Source organism: Acidovorax sp. CF316 (assembly GCF_000276605.1).
Classification (GTDB): Bacteria; Pseudomonadota; Gammaproteobacteria; order Burkholderiales; family Burkholderiaceae_C; genus Acidovorax.
Window position 1 is genome coordinate 13,406 of record NZ_AKJX01000188.1, and the last position, 16,576, is coordinate 29,981.

19 protein-coding genes and 2 tRNA genes are annotated in these 16,576 nt (G+C 65.2%); 12 read left to right on the plus strand and 9 right to left on the minus strand.

Features of this window, described 5'->3' with window-relative positions:
* The first annotated feature begins 26 nt into the window (after nt 1-26).
* The 5 genes from ilvN (at nt 27) to pbpG (ending at nt 5,667) form a co-directional block, all read left to right on the plus strand.
* Nucleotides 27-518, plus strand: coding sequence for an acetolactate synthase small subunit (gene ilvN, locus PMI14_RS23120; protein WP_007857867.1), 492 nt, complete (start codon nt 27-29; stop codon nt 516-518).
* A 64-nt stretch (nt 519-582) separates the two neighbouring features.
* Nucleotides 583-1,599, plus strand: a complete 1,017-nt coding sequence (gene ilvC, locus PMI14_RS23125) for a ketol-acid reductoisomerase (RefSeq protein ID WP_007857869.1) — start codon at nt 583-585, stop codon at nt 1,597-1,599.
* A 287-nt stretch (nt 1,600-1,886) separates the two neighbouring features.
* A complete protein-coding gene (gene pssA / locus PMI14_RS23130; protein WP_007857870.1) occupies nt 1,887-2,720 on the plus strand; it encodes a CDP-diacylglycerol--serine O-phosphatidyltransferase in 834 nt (277 codons plus the stop codon).
* 216 nt (nt 2,721-2,936) lie between these two features.
* Nucleotides 2,937-4,475 carry a 2-isopropylmalate synthase gene (locus PMI14_RS23135; RefSeq protein ID WP_007857872.1) on the plus strand — a complete coding sequence of 513 codons (1,539 nt, stop codon included), beginning with the start codon at nt 2,937-2,939 and terminating at the stop codon, nt 4,473-4,475.
* Nucleotides 4,476-4,590: 115 nt separating this feature from the next.
* Nucleotides 4,591-5,667, plus strand: a complete 1,077-nt coding sequence (pbpG, locus tag PMI14_RS23140; protein WP_007857875.1) for a D-alanyl-D-alanine endopeptidase — start codon at nt 4,591-4,593, stop codon at nt 5,665-5,667.
* A 124-nt stretch (nt 5,668-5,791) separates the two neighbouring features.
* Here the strand turns inward: pbpG and PMI14_RS23145 are convergent, their stop codons facing one another.
* From PMI14_RS23145 to PMI14_RS33685, 4 genes are all read right to left on the minus strand, one after another.
* The gene (locus PMI14_RS23145) at nt 5,792-6,637 is read right to left on the minus strand and encodes an IclR family transcriptional regulator (protein ID WP_007857877.1); all 846 of its coding nucleotides are present in this window, start codon (nt 6,635-6,637) and stop codon (nt 5,792-5,794) included.
* Between the two features lie 111 nt (nt 6,638-6,748).
* Nucleotides 6,749-7,513 (minus strand): arginyltransferase, encoded by a 765-nt coding sequence (locus PMI14_RS23150; RefSeq protein WP_007857880.1) that lies wholly within the window; start codon nt 7,511-7,513, stop codon nt 6,749-6,751.
* The gene (gene aat / locus PMI14_RS23155) at nt 7,510-8,265 is read right to left on the minus strand and encodes a leucyl/phenylalanyl-tRNA--protein transferase (protein ID WP_007857882.1); all 756 of its coding nucleotides are present in this window, start codon (nt 8,263-8,265) and stop codon (nt 7,510-7,512) included. The genes PMI14_RS23150 and aat overlap by 4 nt, the downstream gene beginning before the upstream one ends.
* Before the next feature lie 90 nt (nt 8,266-8,355).
* Nucleotides 8,356-9,000 (minus strand): lysozyme inhibitor LprI family protein, encoded by a 645-nt coding sequence (locus PMI14_RS33685; RefSeq protein ID WP_007857884.1) that lies wholly within the window; start codon nt 8,998-9,000, stop codon nt 8,356-8,358.
* Between the two features lie 234 nt (nt 9,001-9,234).
* Here PMI14_RS33685 and PMI14_RS23170 point away from each other — a divergent pair, with 234 nt between their 5' ends.
* Entirely contained in the window at nt 9,235-9,831 is a 597-nt protein-coding gene (locus PMI14_RS23170; protein ID WP_007857885.1) for a hypothetical protein, read from the plus strand.
* An 89-nt stretch (nt 9,832-9,920) separates the two neighbouring features.
* The gene (locus PMI14_RS23175; RefSeq protein ID WP_007857886.1) at nt 9,921-10,334 is read left to right on the plus strand and encodes a hypothetical protein; all 414 of its coding nucleotides are present in this window, start codon (nt 9,921-9,923) and stop codon (nt 10,332-10,334) included.
* Nucleotides 10,335-10,371: 37 nt separating this feature from the next.
* Here the strand turns inward: PMI14_RS23175 and PMI14_RS23180 are convergent, their stop codons facing one another.
* The 3 genes from PMI14_RS23180 to PMI14_RS23190 all read right to left on the minus strand — a co-directional run bounded on the left by PMI14_RS23180 (nt 10,372) and on the right by PMI14_RS23190 (nt 11,525).
* The gene (locus tag PMI14_RS23180) at nt 10,372-10,554 is read right to left on the minus strand and encodes a DUF3606 domain-containing protein (protein ID WP_007857887.1); all 183 of its coding nucleotides are present in this window, start codon (nt 10,552-10,554) and stop codon (nt 10,372-10,374) included.
* Between the two features lie 28 nt (nt 10,555-10,582).
* Nucleotides 10,583-10,822, minus strand: coding sequence for a hypothetical protein (locus tag PMI14_RS23185; protein WP_007857888.1), 240 nt, complete (start codon nt 10,820-10,822; stop codon nt 10,583-10,585).
* Nucleotides 10,823-10,943: 121 nt separating this feature from the next.
* Nucleotides 10,944-11,525, minus strand: a complete 582-nt coding sequence (locus PMI14_RS23190) for an XRE family transcriptional regulator (protein ID WP_035205300.1) — start codon at nt 11,523-11,525, stop codon at nt 10,944-10,946.
* A gap of 97 nt (nt 11,526-11,622) precedes the next feature.
* Here PMI14_RS23190 and PMI14_RS23195 point away from each other — a divergent pair, with 97 nt between their 5' ends.
* From PMI14_RS23195 to PMI14_RS33690, 3 genes are all read left to right on the plus strand, one after another.
* Nucleotides 11,623-12,153, plus strand: coding sequence for a GNAT family N-acetyltransferase (locus PMI14_RS23195; protein WP_035205323.1), 531 nt, complete (start codon nt 11,623-11,625; stop codon nt 12,151-12,153).
* Nucleotides 12,154-12,328: 175 nt separating this feature from the next.
* On the plus strand, nt 12,329-12,652 hold the full coding sequence (locus PMI14_RS35030; RefSeq protein WP_146187922.1) for a hypothetical protein: 324 nt from the start codon (nt 12,329-12,331) through the stop codon (nt 12,650-12,652).
* A 266-nt stretch (nt 12,653-12,918) separates the two neighbouring features.
* Nucleotides 12,919-14,916, plus strand: a complete 1,998-nt coding sequence (locus tag PMI14_RS33690; RefSeq protein WP_158279161.1) for a fibronectin type III domain-containing protein — start codon at nt 12,919-12,921, stop codon at nt 14,914-14,916.
* Nucleotides 14,917-15,002: 86 nt separating this feature from the next.
* On the opposite strand, the gene def is transcribed toward PMI14_RS33690, so the two are convergent.
* Entirely contained in the window at nt 15,003-15,542 is a 540-nt protein-coding gene (def, locus tag PMI14_RS23205; protein WP_007857894.1) for a peptide deformylase, read from the minus strand.
* 202 nt (nt 15,543-15,744) lie between these two features.
* Here def and PMI14_RS23210 point away from each other — a divergent pair.
* Both PMI14_RS23210 and PMI14_RS23215 read left to right on the plus strand, forming a co-directional pair.
* A tRNA-Asn gene (locus PMI14_RS23210) sits at nt 15,745-15,820 on the plus strand.
* A gap of 111 nt (nt 15,821-15,931) precedes the next feature.
* Nucleotides 15,932-16,007 (plus strand) — tRNA-Asn (locus tag PMI14_RS23215).
* A 362-nt stretch (nt 16,008-16,369) separates the two neighbouring features.
* Here the strand turns inward: PMI14_RS23215 and PMI14_RS23220 are convergent.
* Nucleotides 16,370-16,576: a hypothetical protein gene (locus PMI14_RS23220; protein WP_007857896.1), complete on the minus strand. Its 207-nt coding sequence runs from the start codon at nt 16,574-16,576 to the stop codon at nt 16,370-16,372.

Below are 16,576 nucleotides of genomic sequence, written 5' to 3' on the forward strand. Positions count from 1 at the left end.
GCAGCGAAAAGAGGAATGTCTTCATCATGAAACACATCATTGCCGTTTTGCTGGAGAACGAACCCGGCGCGCTGTCGCGCGTCGTGGGCCTGTTCTCTGCCCGTGGCTACAACATCGAATCGCTCACCGTGGCGCCCACCGAGGATCCATCGCTCTCGCGCATGACCATCCAGACCACGGGCTCCGACGATGTGATCGAGCAGATCACCAAGCACCTGAACCGCCTCATCGAAGTGGTCAAGGTGGTCGACCTCACCGAGGGTGCCTACACCGAGCGCGAGCTCATGATGGTGAAGGTGCGCGCCGTGGGCAAGGAGCGCGAGGAGATGAAGCGCATGGCCGACATTTTCCGCGGCCGCATCATCGATGTGACCGAGAAGAGCTACACCATCGAGCTCACCGGCGACCAGTCCAAGAACGACGCCTTCCTGCAGGCCATCGACCGCACCGCCATCCTGGAAACCGTGCGCACCGGTGCCAGCGGCATCGGCCGCGGCGAGCGAATCTTGCGCGTGTAAGACAATCCACCCCGCATTTCCCGATTTCAACCCCCCAAACAACGCATTTCAACCGGAGCGACCCATGAAAGTTTTCTACGACAAAGACTGTGACCTGAGCCTGATCAAGGGCAAGACCGTTGCCATCATCGGCTATGGCTCGCAGGGCCACGCCCACGCACAGAACCTGAACGACAGCGGCGTGAAGGTCGTGGTCGGCCTGCGCAAGGGCGGCGCCTCCTGGGACAAGGTCGGCAAGGCCGGCCTGAACGTGATGGAAGTCAACGACGCCGTCAAGGCCGCCGACGTGGTCATGATCCTGCTGCCCGACGAGCAGATCGGCGAGGTCTACACCAACAACGTGGCCCCGAACATCAAGCAAGGCGCTTCGCTGGCCTTCGCCCACGGCTTCAACGTGCACTACAACCAGGTCGTGCCCCGTGCCGACCTCGATGTGTGGATGGTTGCCCCCAAGGCCCCCGGCCACACCGTGCGCAACACCTACACCCAGGGCGGCGGCGTGCCCCACCTGGTGGCCGTGCACCAGGACAAGTCCGGCAAGGCCCGTGACCTGGCCCTGTCCTACGCCATGGCCAATGGTGGCGGCAAGGCCGGCATCATCGAGACCAACTTCAAGGAAGAAACCGAGACCGACCTGTTCGGCGAACAGGCCGTGCTGTGCGGCGGTGCCGTCGAGCTGATCAAGATGGGTTACGAAACCCTGGTCGAAGCCGGCTATGCCCCTGAAATGGCCTACTTCGAATGCCTGCACGAGCTCAAGCTCATCGTGGACCTGATCTACGAAGGCGGCATTGCCAACATGAACTACTCGATCTCGAACAACGCCGAGTACGGCGAGTACGTGACCGGCCCTGAAGTCATCAACGAGCAGTCGCGCGTGGCCATGCGCAATGCCCTGAAGCGCATCCAGAGCGGCGAGTACGCCAAGATGTTCATCCAGGAAGGCCGCCTGAACTACCCAAGCATGACGGCACGCCGCCGCAACACCGCCGACCACAGCATCGAAGTGGTGGGTGGCAAGCTGCGCGCCATGATGCCTTGGATCGCCAAGAACAAGCTGGTCGACCAAACCCGCAACTGATCGGCGACCACGCGCCTCGCGTACACGATCCCAAAAGGCCACCTCGGTGGCCTTTTTTCATGGCCGGCGGGGCCGCATGCCCTGGTGTGGCGCGGCTCGCTGGGCCGGTCATGCATTGTTGACAGGCCGCCTTCGCCCAGGCCCCCAGGGTGCAGCTACACTGCGCCTTCGGTCTGGAGCGTGCACACGCTCCCGGGAGGGGTGCCGTGCGCCATGCGTGCGCGTGCCAATTACTATAATTTTGATAGCTGTTCACGCCGGCTGGCCTGGCGATGGAGATTTTTTCGATGCATGACGGCAAGGATCTGGCCGACGGCTCCGGTGTGATGGTGCGCAAGCGGCGCAAGGGCATCTACATCCTGCCCAATCTGTTCACGCTGGCGGCCTTGTTCGGGGGCTTCTATTCCATCGTGATGGCCATGAACGGGCGCTTCGACCTGGCGGCCGTGGGGGTGTTCTGCGCCATGGTGCTCGACAGCCTGGATGGCCGCGTGGCGCGCATGACCAACACGCAAAGCGCCTTCGGCGAGCAGATGGACTCGCTGTCGGACATGGTGTCCTTCGGTGCCGCGCCCGCGCTCATCGCCTACGAGTGGTCGCTCAAGGGCCTGGGCCGCTGGGGCTGGATCGCCGCCTTCGTGTACTGCGCCTGCGCCGCGCTGCGGCTGGCGCGCTTCAATGTGAACACGGGGGTGGTCGACAAGCGCTACTTCCAGGGCCTGCCGTCGCCTGCGGCGGCCGCGCTGGTGGCTGGCTTCATCTGGCTCATGACCGAGCTCGGTGTGCGCCGCGGCGTGGACCTGTGGCTCACCTGGGACCAGGTCACCTGGGTGATGTTCGCCTTCACGCTGTATGCCGGGCTCACCATGGTGACCAATGTGCCGTTCTACAGCTTCAAGGACATCCAGATGAAGAAGAGCGTGCCCTTCGCCGCCATCGTGCTGATCGCGCTGGGCATCGCCGTCATCAATATCCATCCGCCCATCGTGCTCTTCAGCGTGTTCGTGTTCTATGGGCTGAGCGGCTACGGCGTCTACGCCTGGCGCAAGGCCAAGGGGCAGCACAGCAGCGTGATCAGCACGTCCACCGACGAACCCGACGAGCGCGGCCTGCACAAATGACGGCTGGGAACCGCGCGCCCTGCACTTGTGCTACATTGCACTGCATGAACACGTTGGCCATTGCAATCCTACTGCTAGCTCCCCACGGGCGGAGACGGTAGGCGCACGCGCACACGTTTTCCACAAAGGCCCGTATGCACCCGCAACGGGCCTTTTGCTTTGGGCGCCAGAATTCAGCGTTGCGGACCACCCCACCATCAATACCAGGAGAACCCCATGGCCGACAAACTCATCATTTTCGACACCACCTTGCGCGACGGCGAGCAATCGCCCGGCGCCTCCATGACCCGGGACGAGAAGCTGCGCATCGCACGCCAGCTCGAGCGCCTGAAGGTGGACGTGATCGAGGCCGGGTTTGCCGCCAGCTCCAACGGCGACTTCGAGGCCGTGCAGGCGATTGCCAACGCCATCAAGGACTCGACCATCTGCTCGCTCTCGCGCGCCAATGACCGCGACATCTCGCGGGCGGCCGAGGCCCTCAAGGGCGCCAACAGCGCGCGCATCCATACCTTCATCGCCACCTCGGCGCTGCACATGGAAAAGAAGCTGCGCATGACGCCCGAGCAGGTGCTCGAGCAGGCGCGCCAGTCGGTGCGCTTTGCACGCAACCTGGTGGCCGACATCGAGTTCAGCCCCGAAGACGGCTACCGCAGCGACCCGGACTTCCTGTGCCGCGTGCTCGAAGCCGTGATCGCCGAAGGTGCCACCACCATCAACGTGCCCGACACCGTGGGCTACGCGATCCCCGAGCTGTACGGCAACTTCATCAAGACGTTGCGCGAGCGCATTCCCAACAGCGACAAGGCCATCTGGTCCGTGCACTGCCACAACGACCTGGGGATGGCCGTGGCCAACTCGCTGGCCGGCGTGAAGATCGGCGGTGCCCGCCAGGTCGAATGCACCATCAACGGCCTGGGCGAGCGTGCCGGCAACTGCTCCCTCGAAGAAGTCGTCATGGCCATCAAGACGCGCCGTGACTACTTCGACCTGGACCTCAACATCGACGCCAAGCACATCGTCGCTGCCAGCCGCATGGTCAGCCAGACCACCGGTTTCGTGGTGCAGCCCAACAAGGCCGTGGTGGGCGCCAACGCCTTTGCGCACGCCAGCGGCATCCACCAGGACGGCGTGCTCAAGGCGCGCGACACCTACGAGATCATGCGTGCCGAAGACGTGGGCTGGAGCGCCAACAAGATCGTGCTGGGCAAGCTGAGCGGCCGCAATGCCTTCAAGCAGCGCCTGCAGGAGCTGGGCGTGAGCCTGGACAGCGAGACCGAGGTCAACAGCGCCTTCACCCGCTTCAAGGAGCTGGCCGACCGCAAGAGCGAGATCTTCGACGAGGACATCCTGGCCCTGGTCAGCGACGAAAGCGTGACGGCGGAGAAGGAGCAGTACGGCTTCGTCTCGCTGTTCCAGCAGAGCGAGACCGGCGAGCAACCCCGTGCGCGCATCGTCTTCACGGTGGACGGCCACGAGGTGCGCGGCGAGTCCGAGGGCAACGGCCCGGTGGACGCGTCGCTCAAGGCCATCGAGTCCCACGTCAAGAGTGGTGCGGAGATGGTGTTGTATTCCGTCAACGCCATCAGCGGCTCCACCGAGAGCCAGGGCGAGGTCACCGTGCGCCTGCAGAACAGCGGCCGCGTGGTCAACGGAGTGGGCGCTGACCCCGATATCGTGGTCGCGTCAGCCAAGGCCTACCTCAGCGCGTTGAACAAATTACAAAGTAAAGCTGACCGGGTGGCTGCACAGGGATAAGCGTTGAATTTATAATTCATTCACTTTCTTGGAAAGTCGCGCAAGGTCTTGATCTTGCGCGACTTTTTTTGATTCTGTACACTGGCCCACACTTCTTACCCTTTGGAGCACTTTGATGCACCATGGCCGCAGCACCGCAATGAACCGTTTTTTCCAGCTTCTGGGCTTTGTTGTTGTGAGTGCGGCGCTCGCGTCGCCCATGGCACACGCCAACGAGCGCAAGAAGGCGCCCGCCAAGAAGCAGGTGGCATCGGCCACCGCCAAGAAGTCCGCCGGCCCGCGCAAGGCCGCCGTTGCCGCCAAGCCTGTGCGTATCACCGCCAAGACCTCCAAGGCCGCCACCCGCGTGGCCTTCATCCCCGCCAAGCCTTCCTTCGGCCAACTGGCGGGCCTGCACGAAGTCAATGACCCGCTGGACCTCAAGTCCAGCGTGGCCCTGGTGATCGACCAGGAAACCCATGAAGTGCTGCTCAGCAAGAACGACCATGCCGTTCTGCCGATCGCATCGCTCACCAAGCTCATGACCGGCCTGATCATCTCCCAGGCCAAGCTGCCCATGGACGAGCAGCTCACCATCACCCAGGACGACGTGGACACCGAAAAAGGCAGCCGCTCGCGCTTGACGGTAGGCTCCACGCTGACCCGCGGCGAAATGCTGCACCTGGCCCTGATGTCCAGCGAGAACCGCGCCGCCCATGCGCTGGGCCGCACCTACCCCGGTGGCCTCGATGTGTTCGTGGCGCAGATGAATGCCAAGGCGCGCCTCCTGGGCATGACCGACACCAAGTACGTGGAGCCCACGGGCCTGTCCAGCCGCAACCAGAGCAGCGCCCGCGACCTGGCCACCCTGGTCAACGTGGCCCATGGCGACCCGGTGATGCGCGAGCTGTCCACCTCGCCCGGCTACGAGCTGGCCCTGGGTGCGCGCACCCTGCAGTTCAACAACACCAATGGCCTGGTGAAGAACCCCACCTGGGACATCGGCCTGCAAAAGACTGGCTACATCTCCGAAGCCGGGCGCTGCCTGGTGATGCAGGCGCAGGTGGCCGGCCGCAAGATCATCATGGTGTTCCTGGATTCCGCCGGCAAGTTCAGCCGCCTGGGCGACGCCGAGCGCGTGCGCCACTGGGTCGAATCCATGCCCGCCGCCATCAGCCCCGTGAAGACGGTAGTGCACAGCTCCAACGGGTGATCGATCAGAGCACCACGGCCCCTGGCACCCCGTTCCCGTGGCGGCCAGGGCATCAAAAAACCCCGGTGGCGCAGGCTCCCGGGGTTTTTTGTTTTTCAGGCCGGGGCTGCGCGCCCTTCGGCGATCACTCGACCGGTGTGTGCAGGACCTCGCTGCCGTGCAGGGAGGAGGACAGGGGCGAGGTGGGCACCTTGGTCGGCACATAGCCCAGCGCCAGCGAAATCTCCTGCGCCGTGGCCTGCAGCTTGGCCATCCAGCCCTCGTCGAGCCGGTCGGCCGGGGCCGAGATGGACAGGCCGGCCACCAGCTTGGCCTGGTCGTCGTACACGCCGGCGGCCATGCAGCGCACGCCCAGCTCCAGCTCCTCGTTGTCGCGGGCCGTGCCGTACTGGCGTGCCTTGGCCAGCTCGCGCTCGAGCACGGGCAACTGGGTAATGCTGTTGCGGGTGTGGCCCGCCAGCCCGGTGCGGGTGGCGTAGGCGCGCACGCGCTGGGGGTCGTCCAGCGCCAGGAAGAGCTTGCCGGTGGAGGTCAGGTGCAGCGGCGCGCGGCCGCCGATGGCGCGCACCACCTGCATGCCCGAACGCTCGCTGTAGGCGCGCTCCACGTACACGATCTCATCGCCCTGGCGCATGCTCAGGTTCACCGGCTGCTGGATCAGCTTGTGCAGGTTGCGCATCGGGGCCAGGGCCGCATCGCGCACGCTCAGGCGGGCCTTGACCAGGTTGCCCAGCTCCAGCAGGCGCATGCCCAGCCGGTAGCTGCCCGACTCGGGCCGGTCCACGAAGCGGCCGATGGTCAGGTCGTTCAGGATGCGGTGCGTGGTGGACGGGTGCAGCCCCGTCTTCTCGCTGATCTCCTTGAGCGAGATGGCGTCCTCGCGCGATGCGAGCACGTCGATCAGCGTGAACATGCGCTCCAGTACCTGGACGCTGGGTTTGATCGGGATACCAGGGTCGATTTTTTTCATGGGCGGCAGGAATGCGGGAATGGTGTGGAGTAAGGGATATCCACAACATCCTCTGATCGCCGCATCTTACCTTGTGAAATGCAACGGCACCATCGGGCGCCTTGGAAGCCGTCAGCCGCTGGCACCTGGGTGACGCTGGTCCACCCGCCGCCATTCGCTGCCCTGGCGGATCTCGTGCGGCAAAAAGCGCGCCTTGTAGTTCATCTTGGGGCTGGCCTCGATCCAGTAGCCCAGGTAGACATAGGGCAGGCCCATGGAGCGCGCCTGCTCGATCTGCCAGACCACGTTGTAGGTGCCGTAGCTGGCCCGCGCCTCGGGCTCGTAGAAGGTGTACACGGCCGACAGGCCGTCGTTGAGCACGTCGAGGATGGACACCATCTTCAGCGCCCCCGGCTCACCGGTTTCCGGATCCACCTCGCGGAACTCCACCAGCCGCGAATTGACGCGGCTTTGCAGCAGGAACTGGGTGTACTGGTCGATGCTGTCCTGGTCCATGCCGCCGCCCGCGTGGCGCCCGTTCTGGTAGCGCAGGTACAGCTGGTAGTGCTCGGGCACGAAGCACAGGCGCAGCACGCGCGCCTGCAGCGCGCCATGCTGCAGCGCAGCGCGGCGCTGGCTGCGGTCGGGCCGGAACTCCTGCGCGCGCACGCGCAGCGGGGTGCAGGCCTGGCAGCCATCGCAATAGGGGCGGTAGGTGAACATGCCGCTGCGCCGGAACCCCGTGGCCACGAGGCCCGAATACACATCGCTCTGGATCAGGTGGCTGGGCGTGGCGACCTGCGAACGCGCCTGCCGGTCCGGCAGGTAGCTGCACGGGTAGGGCGCTGTCGCATAGAACTGCAAGGTCTGCAGCGGCAGGTCGTTGAGTTGCGTCATGCCATGGGCGAGGGGTGGGGCAACAGTTGGTTCCAGTATACGGGCTCGAAACGCCAGGTGCCGCCCGGAAGGTCTTGCGCCGCGGCGATCTTGCCCAGGAACTCGCTGCGCGGGATCTCGCGCGCCCCCATCGACGCCAGGTGGCGCGTGTTCTGCTGGCAGTCGATCAGCGCCACGCCGTGCACGCGGCAAATCGCCACCAGCGCCGCCAGCGCGATCTTGGAGGCATCGGTCGCATGCGCGAACATCGACTCGCCGAACACCGCGCGCCCGAGCGCCACGCAGTACAGGCCACCCACCAGCCGCCCATCGGCCCAGGTCTCCACGCTGTGGGCCGAGCCCGCCGCATGCAGCGCCTCGTAGGCACGCACCATGTCGGGCACGATCCAGGTGCCCGCCTGGCCCTCGCGCGGCGTGGACGAGCAGGCGCGTATCACCTGGCCGAAGGCCGTGTCCACCCGCACCTCGCAGTGGCTGCTGGAGGCGAATTTCTGCAGCGTCTTGCGCAGCGAGCGATGCAGCCGGAACTCGGCCACCGGCAGCACCATGCGCGGGTCGGGCGCCCACCACAGGATGGGCTGGCCCTCGCTGAACCAGGGGAAGGTGCCCTGCCCGTAGGCCGCCCTGAGGTGCTTCACATCCAGAGCGCCCCCGGCGGCCAGCAGGCCGGGCGCCGGGTCATCGGGGCCCCAGGCGCTCGCCGGGCTGGGGAAGGGGTCAAGGGGTTCCAGCCAGGGGAGTTGGGCGGGCATGGGGGCGAGGCAGGGATGCGAAGGAACGACGAATGAATGGTTTGATTGTGCGGCAAGCACCGCGGCTGACGCAGGCCCGTGGTGTTTGCGCTACTTGCGCCGGTACTCGCCCACAAAGCTCACGTTCATTCCGCCGCAGCCATCGTCCTCCCTCACGGCCAGGCCGCCGCGCTGCAGGGCCAGTGTGGCCGTGCAGCCGTCGCTGTCGTACGCCAGCAGCCCGTTGCGCAGGGTGCCCACGCCCCGTATCTCACCCACGTTGACCTGGCCATTGGCGGCGTTGGGGCCGAGCCAGACGGCGTCGCCCGCCAGGTAGACCTTGCCGCCCTGCAGGCCGACGACGGCCAGGCTGGCGCTGTCCTTGTCGGGCTTGCCCTGGAGGTAGCGCGTGTAGCTGCCGTTCCACTGGGCACTGGGCCTACTGGCGGGCGCAACGCTTTGCAGCAGCGCAATGCGGCCCGAGAACTCCTGGGCCAGGCAGCGCGCATCCTTGCACTGCGTGACCTCGTACGACTTGAGCCACTCGCGCTGCCACTGCACCAGCTGCGGCCGGGCCTTGGAGCGGGTGATTGCCTCCTTGAAGGCGGTGTTGAGCTGCTCGTCCAGCGCCGAGAGCGGGGCGTCCGAGCAGATCAGCTTTTCCATGGGCGACTTGGCCTTGGTGCAGTCGAAGCTGGCGGCGCTGGCCAGTGGGGCCAGGGCCATCAGCAGGGCGGCGGCAATACAGGGGCGCATCGTTCTGTTTAGGGGCATGGTGCGTTCAGTGGGCTGGATCGTGGTGGGCGGGCGGTATCCATCATACGAAGCTGCACGGTGGGCCACTTTGTACTGCGCAGGGTGCGCTTTGTACTAGAACAAAGAAGGGGGAGAGGGCGCGGCAGCCAATCGGCACTTGACACTCCGGGGCGCTGGACGCACCCTACGGCCCGCCGCAAATCTGCGCACCACACAACACAGGAAAGAACCAACATGATCAACAAGCGCCATTTCGTCACCACCATCGGCCTGGCCGGCGTGCTGCCCGCTACCAGCGCCATCGCAGCCCCCAATGCCAAGGCCGGTGTTGCCCAGCCCGTCTTGCTGACCGTGAGCGGTGCCGTCGGCAAGACCAACCGCGGCGCGCTCGACCCTGTCATCGACCAGATGATGGGCAAGCACAAGATCCAGTTCAGCAAGGCCTTCGCGTTCGACGCAACTGCGCTGCAGCGCCTGCCCGCGGTGACCATCAAGCCCACGCTCGAATACGACGGCAAGCCCCACACGCTGGAAGGCCCGCTGCTGGTCACCGTGCTCGAAGCCGCTGGCGTGCCGCGCGGCAGCAATGTGCAGCTGGGCCTGCGCGCCGTGGACGGCTACAACGTGGCCGTCAGCCTGGCCGATGCGGCGCAGTACCGCATGATCGTGGCCACGCGCCTGGACGGCCAGCCCATGGCGCTGGGCGGCCTGGGGCCACAGTGGGCCGTGTACGACGCGGACAACGTCGCGCCCTTCAAGGACAAGCCCGTGAAGGAGCGCTTTGCGCTGTGCCCCTGGGGCCTGTACCACATCGACGTGAAGGCGGCCTGAGCTGTAGGACTGCACCGGAAATCGCGGGCGTGCCCCCGCGGCTGGCCTACCATCGCTGAGCATCCGAACACTGATGGAAGGCAATCCCCGTGGCAACCGTTCAAGAAGCCCGTGTCGTCAGCCAGTCCGTGGCGGTGGCGGCCAACACCGTCTATGACTTTGCCCACCGCATGGAGAACCTGCCGCTCTGGGCATCGGGCCTGGCCACAGGCATCGAACAGCGCGATGGCCAGTGGTTCACCGATTCGCCCATGGGCAAGGTCCGGGTCGACATGGCACCCCACAACCCCTTTGGCGTGCTCGACCACGATGTGACCTTGCCCGACGGAACCACGGTGCACAACGCCTTTCGCGTCACACCGTGTGGTGGGCATGGCAGCCTGCTGAGCTTTGTGGTGCTGCGCTTCGAGGGCGTGGGCCAGGCCAATTTCGAGGCCGACGTGGCGCATGTGCGCAAGGACCTTGCCGCACTGCAGCAACTGCTGGAGCGGCAGGCTTCCTGATGCCGCGGCTGGACGGCTGCGAATGGCCTGAAGCCAGTCAATCCTTGTTGCGCGTCAGATGGTTGAGCACCGCATCCGCCGAGTTGCCCACTGCCGCCACCGCGTCGCGCAGCTCCTGTTCGGAGCATTCGAGGGAGGTGGTCCAGGCGTGGATCTCGTGGTCCTGCGCCAGGCTGATGAAACGGCGGTCCGTATCGGCATCGTGCGGAATGTCGGGCATGGTGGAGGGCCTCGCGTTGGCGCTTGGCCTAGCGCTGCTTGTCGTCGGTCTCGCCCGTCACACCCGTGCCCTGGCGTGATGCCGGCTTGGGATCCGGGTGCTCTTCGATCACGCCCAGCCGGTGGCCCGAGGGGTCTACCGCATCCAACGGGCCCACCCCCGGCTGTTCTCCGCCCGGGCGGTTGGCATAGGTCTCGCCCAGCGTGCCGGAGGCGTCTTTCAAGCCATACTGGTGGTGGCCGGGTTTCGGGGTGGTGCTGTCGGGCATGGCGTGCTCCTCAGGGAAGAAGCCTTGATGCTAGGGGCGCAGCGCACGGCGGGCTGTAGGACCCCATCGGCTACGCCGGTGCTCGCCGTCCTGCCCGGGCCGTGGCGACAGGGGGGGGGGCTCAAACGCGGCGCAGCACCACCACGGCGTAGGTGCAGTCTGCCGCCGTTTCGTTGCGGAACACGCAGTCCGCAGGCGGCCCCAGTTCCAGGCAGTCGCCGGCATCCATGGCATGCCGGGTGTCGCCCTCCATGAACACCAGCGAGCCTTGCAATACCCAGATCAGCTGCCGTTTCGCGGTGTAGGCAGCAGCCGGCATGGGCACCCGCGCACCGGCGGGCAGCACCACCTGCACCAGGTCCAGCGGCAGGTCGGAGGGGGGCGATACGTGCGTGCGCACATAGCCGGTCTGCGGGTCGGTCCACACGGGCTGGTCGGCCCGGCGCAGCAGCCGGCCCTCCTTGGCCTCGGCGCGGGCGATCAGTTGCGACATGCTCAGCCCGAACGCGCCCGACAGCCGTGCCAGCAGCGTTGCCGTGGGGCTCGATTCACCCCGCTCCAGCTTGTGCACCATGGCCCGCGACACGCCGGAGTGCGCCGCCAGATCGGTCAGCGACCAGCCCCGGCCTTCGCGCTCGATGCGCACGCGGGCGCCAATGCGTTGGCTCAGGCTATCGACTGCTAAATCTACTTTGGTGGACATGTGTTTCATCATGGTGGACAATAATCCACCAAAATACCTTATTCGTCCATCATAGTGGATGGTAAACCGTGCAACCCCTGACAGCCGCGCCATGACCCTGCAGATACGCGATGCCCACACGGGCGACATCGAAGGCATCCTTGCCATCTACAACGACGCCGTGGCCAACACCACCGCCATCTGGAACGAAACCCTGGTGGACGCAGCCAACCGCGCCGCCTGGCTGGCCGACCGCCAGCGCCTGGGCTACCCCGTGCTCGTCGCCATCGACGACCAGGGTGCCGTGGCCGGCTACGCCTCGTTTGGCGACTGGCGCGCTTTCGACGGCTACCGCCACACCGTCGAGCATTCCGTGTACGTGCACCAGAACGCCCGCGGCGCAGGCCTGGGCAAGCTGCTGATGCAGGCCCTCATCGAGCGTGCCCGCGCCATCGGCAAGCACGTCATGGTCGCCGGCATCGAGGCCGGCAACACCGCATCGATCCAGCTGCACGAGCGCCTGGGCTTCATCCAGGTGGGCCTGCTGCCCGAAGTGGGCACCAAGTTCGGCCAGTGGCTGGACCTGGCCTTTTTGCAGCTCAAGCTCGATGCGCGCACCGATCCCGATGGGGCAGGGCGCGGCGGTTGACCGCCCCGCTTGGCCGGCGCTTCTTTCTCTGCGGCCGAGCGCGGCCGCTGCAGCGTGGGCCAGCCCTGGAAAATGGGCTCAGATCCATTTCCCCGTGCATATTGGCATCATGTGATCTGCCTTTTCATGTCTTGTTATGAAGCCAAACGCTGCGACTCGCAGATTGCAGTGGAAAATGCGGAAAGGCGTGGCCGCAGATAATGGTATCCGGAAGGCATTGAAAATACCGGTGGTCCATTGGATTCAACCGCTCGGCGAGAGACTCTGGTTTTGCCTGCCGGTGTTTGCTAAGGGATGGTTTGCCCGCAAAGGCCCTGCACATGCGGCCCTCATGCCTTTCGGGCGGTGGCCGGGCGCCGCTCTTGGTGCCATCTGTGCTGCTTTGTCCAGATCAAAGTCCACCCATTTCACTATTTTCTACCGCCAGTGCCTGCTGGTTGCCTTGGTTTTCTCTTTGGTGGCGATGGTCGATGGAGTGAATTATGCTGGCTCGGATTGAATCGTATCAAATGGTACCTGTTGTTATGGAAGACTTCGCATTTGATTTTCAAAAACCAAGCGCCTACATTTCCCCCTCCCCTGTAAGTCCCCCAGAGGACACGCAGGTTCTTTCAAATCAGGGAGGGTATGAAAATGGCGGTAGCGGTACAGCGGTCGGTATGGGCGGTAGAGATGCTTGTTCTTGCATCCTTGGCTGCCTGCGGTGGGTCCGGCAACGGGGACGAAGCCCCTGCGCTGCAGCAGGGCAGAGCCGTATCGGCCGCGGTGCAAGGGCCTGACACAACCCAGGCCGCGGCGGCGGCCATTCCTGATGCTGTGGCCGTGGTGCCGTTGCAGGGCGGTGTCGACGACATCGCCCCGTCTGCGCCCCACAGCGTCAGCGCAAGCGCCACTGCGGATGGCCGGGTGGCGCTTTCCTGGTTGCCTGCCAGCGACAACGTGGGTGTCGCCAGCTACCACGTCTGGCGCGACGGCCAGCCCCTGCACAGCGTCAACGGCAGTACCACGGCCTATACCGACAGCTCACTCGCCAGCGCGACCACCTATGTGTACCGCGTCAGCGCCGCGGATGCGGCAGGCAACAGCTCGCCCCAGAGCGTCGAATACAGTGTGACCACGGCCAAGGCGGTGCCAGCAGGCGAGAACGAAGTGCCCGCCGCGCAGGGCGGCGAGCGCATTGCCGCAACCACCAGCGTGCGGACCGTGCAGGCCGCGCTGGTGCCGCGCGAGCCCGACACCAGCTCGCCCACCAACCCTCCTGACTTGGTGGCGCACAGCCGCACCGAATCGAGCCTGGTGCTGCAATGGCGCGAAAGCACCGACAACGTGGGCGTGGTGGGCTACGACGTGTTCAAGAACGCCGTGTGGGTGGGCGGCACATCGGGCCGCGAATTTTCCTTTCGCAACCTGGCGCCAGCCAGCCGCTATGAGTTCAGCGTCAGGGCTTATGACGCGGCCGGCAACCGGTCTGCCGCCACCACGGTGACCACGGCAACGCTGGGCGGCGCGAGCCCGGTCGACATCGTTGCGCCCACCATCCCGGCCGGCGTGACCACCGGGGCGGTCACATCGTCCAGCGTGGTCGTGCAATGGAAGGCCAGCAGTGACGCCACCGGGGTGGCCGGGTACGAGCTGTACCAAAACGGAATATCGACCGGTGAAGTGACCCGCCAGACCAGCTACACCTACGGCGACCTGGCCGCCGGCACGGCCTACAGCTTTGCCGTCAAGGCCTTCGATGCCGCGGGCAACAAATCCGCGGCCAGCGCCCCGATCAGCGTGCGAACCACCCCCGCAACGGTGCTTACGGCCAGGTGGATCGCTGGCGGCGTTGTGATCGAAGGCCGCAACCCCTGGAACGAAAACCCCATGATGTTCTGGGACGACGTGGCGACCGCCTTCGCCGCGTCGGGCCTGCCCGACGGTGCTGAAGTGCCCGCCGGTGCGGACAAGCTCTACGGTGCCAGCAGCACCGTGGTGGCGTCGCGCTTCAAGTACCAGCGCACCAGCGAAACCCGCTCCGGCGAGGCGGGCGTGGTGTATGCCGCCACCGGGCACAAGCCGGTGCTCAGCTACCCCAACTACAACGGCCCCGCACGCACCTTCAACAAGATGTATGTGTCGTGGTGGTACAAGCCCTCTGTCTCGCCCGGGGCGGAAGGCGCATCCAACAAATTCATCCGCCTGTGGGACAACGGCAACGGCTATGGCACCCGCATCTCCTGGACCCAGATGCACATGACCTGCGCCGTGCCCGCCGACTACAAGCCCGAAGTCAGCTGGGGCAACTGGTGGGACAAGGGCGGTGTGGCCGGTCGGTGGAACCGGCATGAGGTGGAGGTAGACCTGTCGGTGCCGCACGTGCGCACCTGGGTCAACGGCGTGGCCGGGCACAACCACCCCTGTGTGAAGAGTGCGGACTATGCCAACTCACCCATCCGCATCGGGCTCATTGGTTTCGACCACGGCGGCTACGCCGACAACACCCACGGCTACGACACCATGAAAACAGCCATGGACGACATCTACATCGCCAACAGCCCTGCACGTGTGGAACTGTCGGACAGCCCCACCTGGTCGACCACCAGCAACCGCGAAGTGCTGCCCGTCAAAAGCTGGGCGCCCAACCGCATCGAGCTAGGCCAGGTGCGCGGCGTGCTCAAGGGCGCCGCAAAGCTGTATGTCTACGTGGTCGCGCCGGACGGCAGCGTCAACGCCAACGGCATGGCGTTGAGCTGCGGCAGCAGCACGGCCTGCCCGTAAGCAAGGCCTTGGAGTGTGCCGAGCGTGCCGCCCTTCTGCCCTTCTATAGTTAGAAGGCGGCCGCTTCGCGATTGCCAGGCGCCGCCTCAGTCGTCTTCCTGGGCGCTGATGTCGGGAAAGAGAACTTCGGTGAATCCGAACTGCGTGAAGTCCCGCACCCGCATCGGGTACAGCTTGCCAATCAGGTGGTCGCACTCGTGCTGCACCACCCGGGCGTGGAAGCCATCCACCGTGCGGTCGATCGGGTCGCCATACAGATCGAACCCCGTGTAGCGGATGCGCGACCAGCGCGGCACCTTGCCGCGCAGGCCCGGCACCGACAGGCAGCCCTCCCAGTCCTCTTCTTCCTCATCTCCCAGTGGCGTGATCACCGGGTTGATCAGCACCGTGGGCGGCACGATGGGCCTGCTCGGGTAGCGCGGGTTGCGGTCGTTGGAGCCGAAGATCACCAACTGCAGGTCCACCCCGATCTGGGGCGCCGCCAGCCCCGCGCCGTTGACGGACTGCATGGTCTCCAGCATGTCGCGCACCAGCAGGTGCAGCTCGTCCGTATCGAACGCGGTCACGGGCTGGGCCACGCGCAGCAGGCGCGGGTCGCCCATCTTCAGGATGGTGTGGATGGTCATGGATGGCGTGGGAAGAAAGAATGCGATGCTGGTCATCGCGGTCAGCAGCAGCCACACATCATGCCGCAACGTCGACAGCCCCGCCGCCGTAGGGCGAGGCTGGCGGCGACCCCGCACAGCGCCAAAACTTTCCTCCAGATTGCACGCAACAGCACCCGGACTGGAAAACGCCCGAATTTTGTGTATATAATCTAAGTCTTGTTCCTCGATAGCTCAGTCGGTAGAGCGCCGGACTGTTAATCCGTAGGTCCCTGGTTCGAGCCCAGGTCGAGGAGCCAAGAATTCGCGTGCTGTGCCCCGCTGCAATCGGGCACACCACCGGCAAGCCGTGAGCAAGCTTGCCACCACCGCAGCACACCATCATTGTTGATGTCGTCAGTACCGATCATTCCTCGATAGCTCAGTCGGTAGAGCGCCGGACTGTTAATCCGTAGGTCCCTGGTTCGAGCCCAGGTCGAGGAGCCATTCATTGGCAGTAAAAGGCTACCCTTTGCGGGGTGGCCTTTTTGCTTTGGGGCGGCCGTTCATGCTGGTCATTGGGCACTGCGATGAGGCGTACATCATCGGGTGATGGCTGAGGGCATTGCGGGTCGGTGCGGTTCGGCTGGCTCAGCGGCGAGAGTGTTGCGGGGCGAGGCTCAGCGGACTGCTCGGGGCTGCGAACCCTCGGCTATGGGCTGATGATGGCCGGCATTGGCGAGTGCTATGCGAAGGCGTGGCGGGCTTCAATGTGGGTGGCCTGGCCGGGGCTCATTGAGGCGATAGATGGTGCACGGATTGATGCTGGGTGGATTAATGGCGGCTATGGTTCGTCTGGCCTTGCTCAGCTATGCAGCAGCGCGCTCAAACTCCATGAACTCCGCAAAGCGTTGGTCAACCTCAGGTTTCATCGCCATCAACTCTTTCCTGCGTTCGCCCTTTGCTTTTCCTAGCTGGGCGCGGAGTTCTTGAGGTGCATGTTCGTCATAGCTGTTCTGGGCTGCCACATAGTCGGCCATCTTGTGCCACAGGTCTCCCTCCAAGAACTCCTGCAT

What these genes read in the sequence shown, in the direction of transcription:
- ilvN (WP_007857867.1), top strand. Translation starts at nt 27, where the DNA reads ATGAAACACATCATTGCCGTTTTGCTGGAGAACGAACCCGGCGCGCTG.
- ilvC (WP_007857869.1), top strand. Translation starts at nt 583, where the DNA reads ATGAAAGTTTTCTACGACAAAGACTGTGACCTGAGCCTGATCAAGGGC.
- pssA (WP_007857870.1), top strand. Translation starts at nt 1,887, where the DNA reads ATGCATGACGGCAAGGATCTGGCCGACGGCTCCGGTGTGATGGTGCGC.
- PMI14_RS23135 (WP_007857872.1), top strand. Translation starts at nt 2,937, where the DNA reads ATGGCCGACAAACTCATCATTTTCGACACCACCTTGCGCGACGGCGAG.
- pbpG (WP_007857875.1), top strand. Translation starts at nt 4,591, where the DNA reads ATGCACCATGGCCGCAGCACCGCAATGAACCGTTTTTTCCAGCTTCTG.
- PMI14_RS23145 (WP_007857877.1), bottom strand. Translation starts at nt 6,637, where the DNA reads ATGAAAAAAATCGACCCTGGTATCCCGATCAAACCCAGCGTCCAGGTA.
- PMI14_RS23150 (WP_007857880.1), bottom strand. Translation starts at nt 7,513, where the DNA reads ATGACGCAACTCAACGACCTGCCGCTGCAGACCTTGCAGTTCTATGCG.
- aat (WP_007857882.1), bottom strand. Translation starts at nt 8,265, where the DNA reads ATGCCCGCCCAACTCCCCTGGCTGGAACCCCTTGACCCCTTCCCCAGC.
- PMI14_RS33685 (WP_007857884.1), bottom strand. Translation starts at nt 9,000, where the DNA reads ATGCGCCCCTGTATTGCCGCCGCCCTGCTGATGGCCCTGGCCCCACTG.
- PMI14_RS23170 (WP_007857885.1), top strand. Translation starts at nt 9,235, where the DNA reads ATGATCAACAAGCGCCATTTCGTCACCACCATCGGCCTGGCCGGCGTG.
- PMI14_RS23180 (WP_007857887.1), bottom strand. Translation starts at nt 10,554, where the DNA reads ATGCCCGACATTCCGCACGATGCCGATACGGACCGCCGTTTCATCAGC.
- PMI14_RS23185 (WP_007857888.1), bottom strand. Translation starts at nt 10,822, where the DNA reads ATGCCCGACAGCACCACCCCGAAACCCGGCCACCACCAGTATGGCTTG.
- PMI14_RS23190 (WP_035205300.1), bottom strand. Translation starts at nt 11,525, where the DNA reads ATGTCCACCAAAGTAGATTTAGCAGTCGATAGCCTGAGCCAACGCATT.
- PMI14_RS35030 (WP_146187922.1), top strand. Translation starts at nt 12,329, where the DNA reads ATGCGGAAAGGCGTGGCCGCAGATAATGGTATCCGGAAGGCATTGAAA.
- def (WP_007857894.1), bottom strand. Translation starts at nt 15,542, where the DNA reads ATGACCATCCACACCATCCTGAAGATGGGCGACCCGCGCCTGCTGCGC.
- PMI14_RS23220 (WP_007857896.1), bottom strand. Translation starts at nt 16,576, where the DNA reads ATGCAGGAGTTCTTGGAGGGAGACCTGTGGCACAAGATGGCCGACTAT.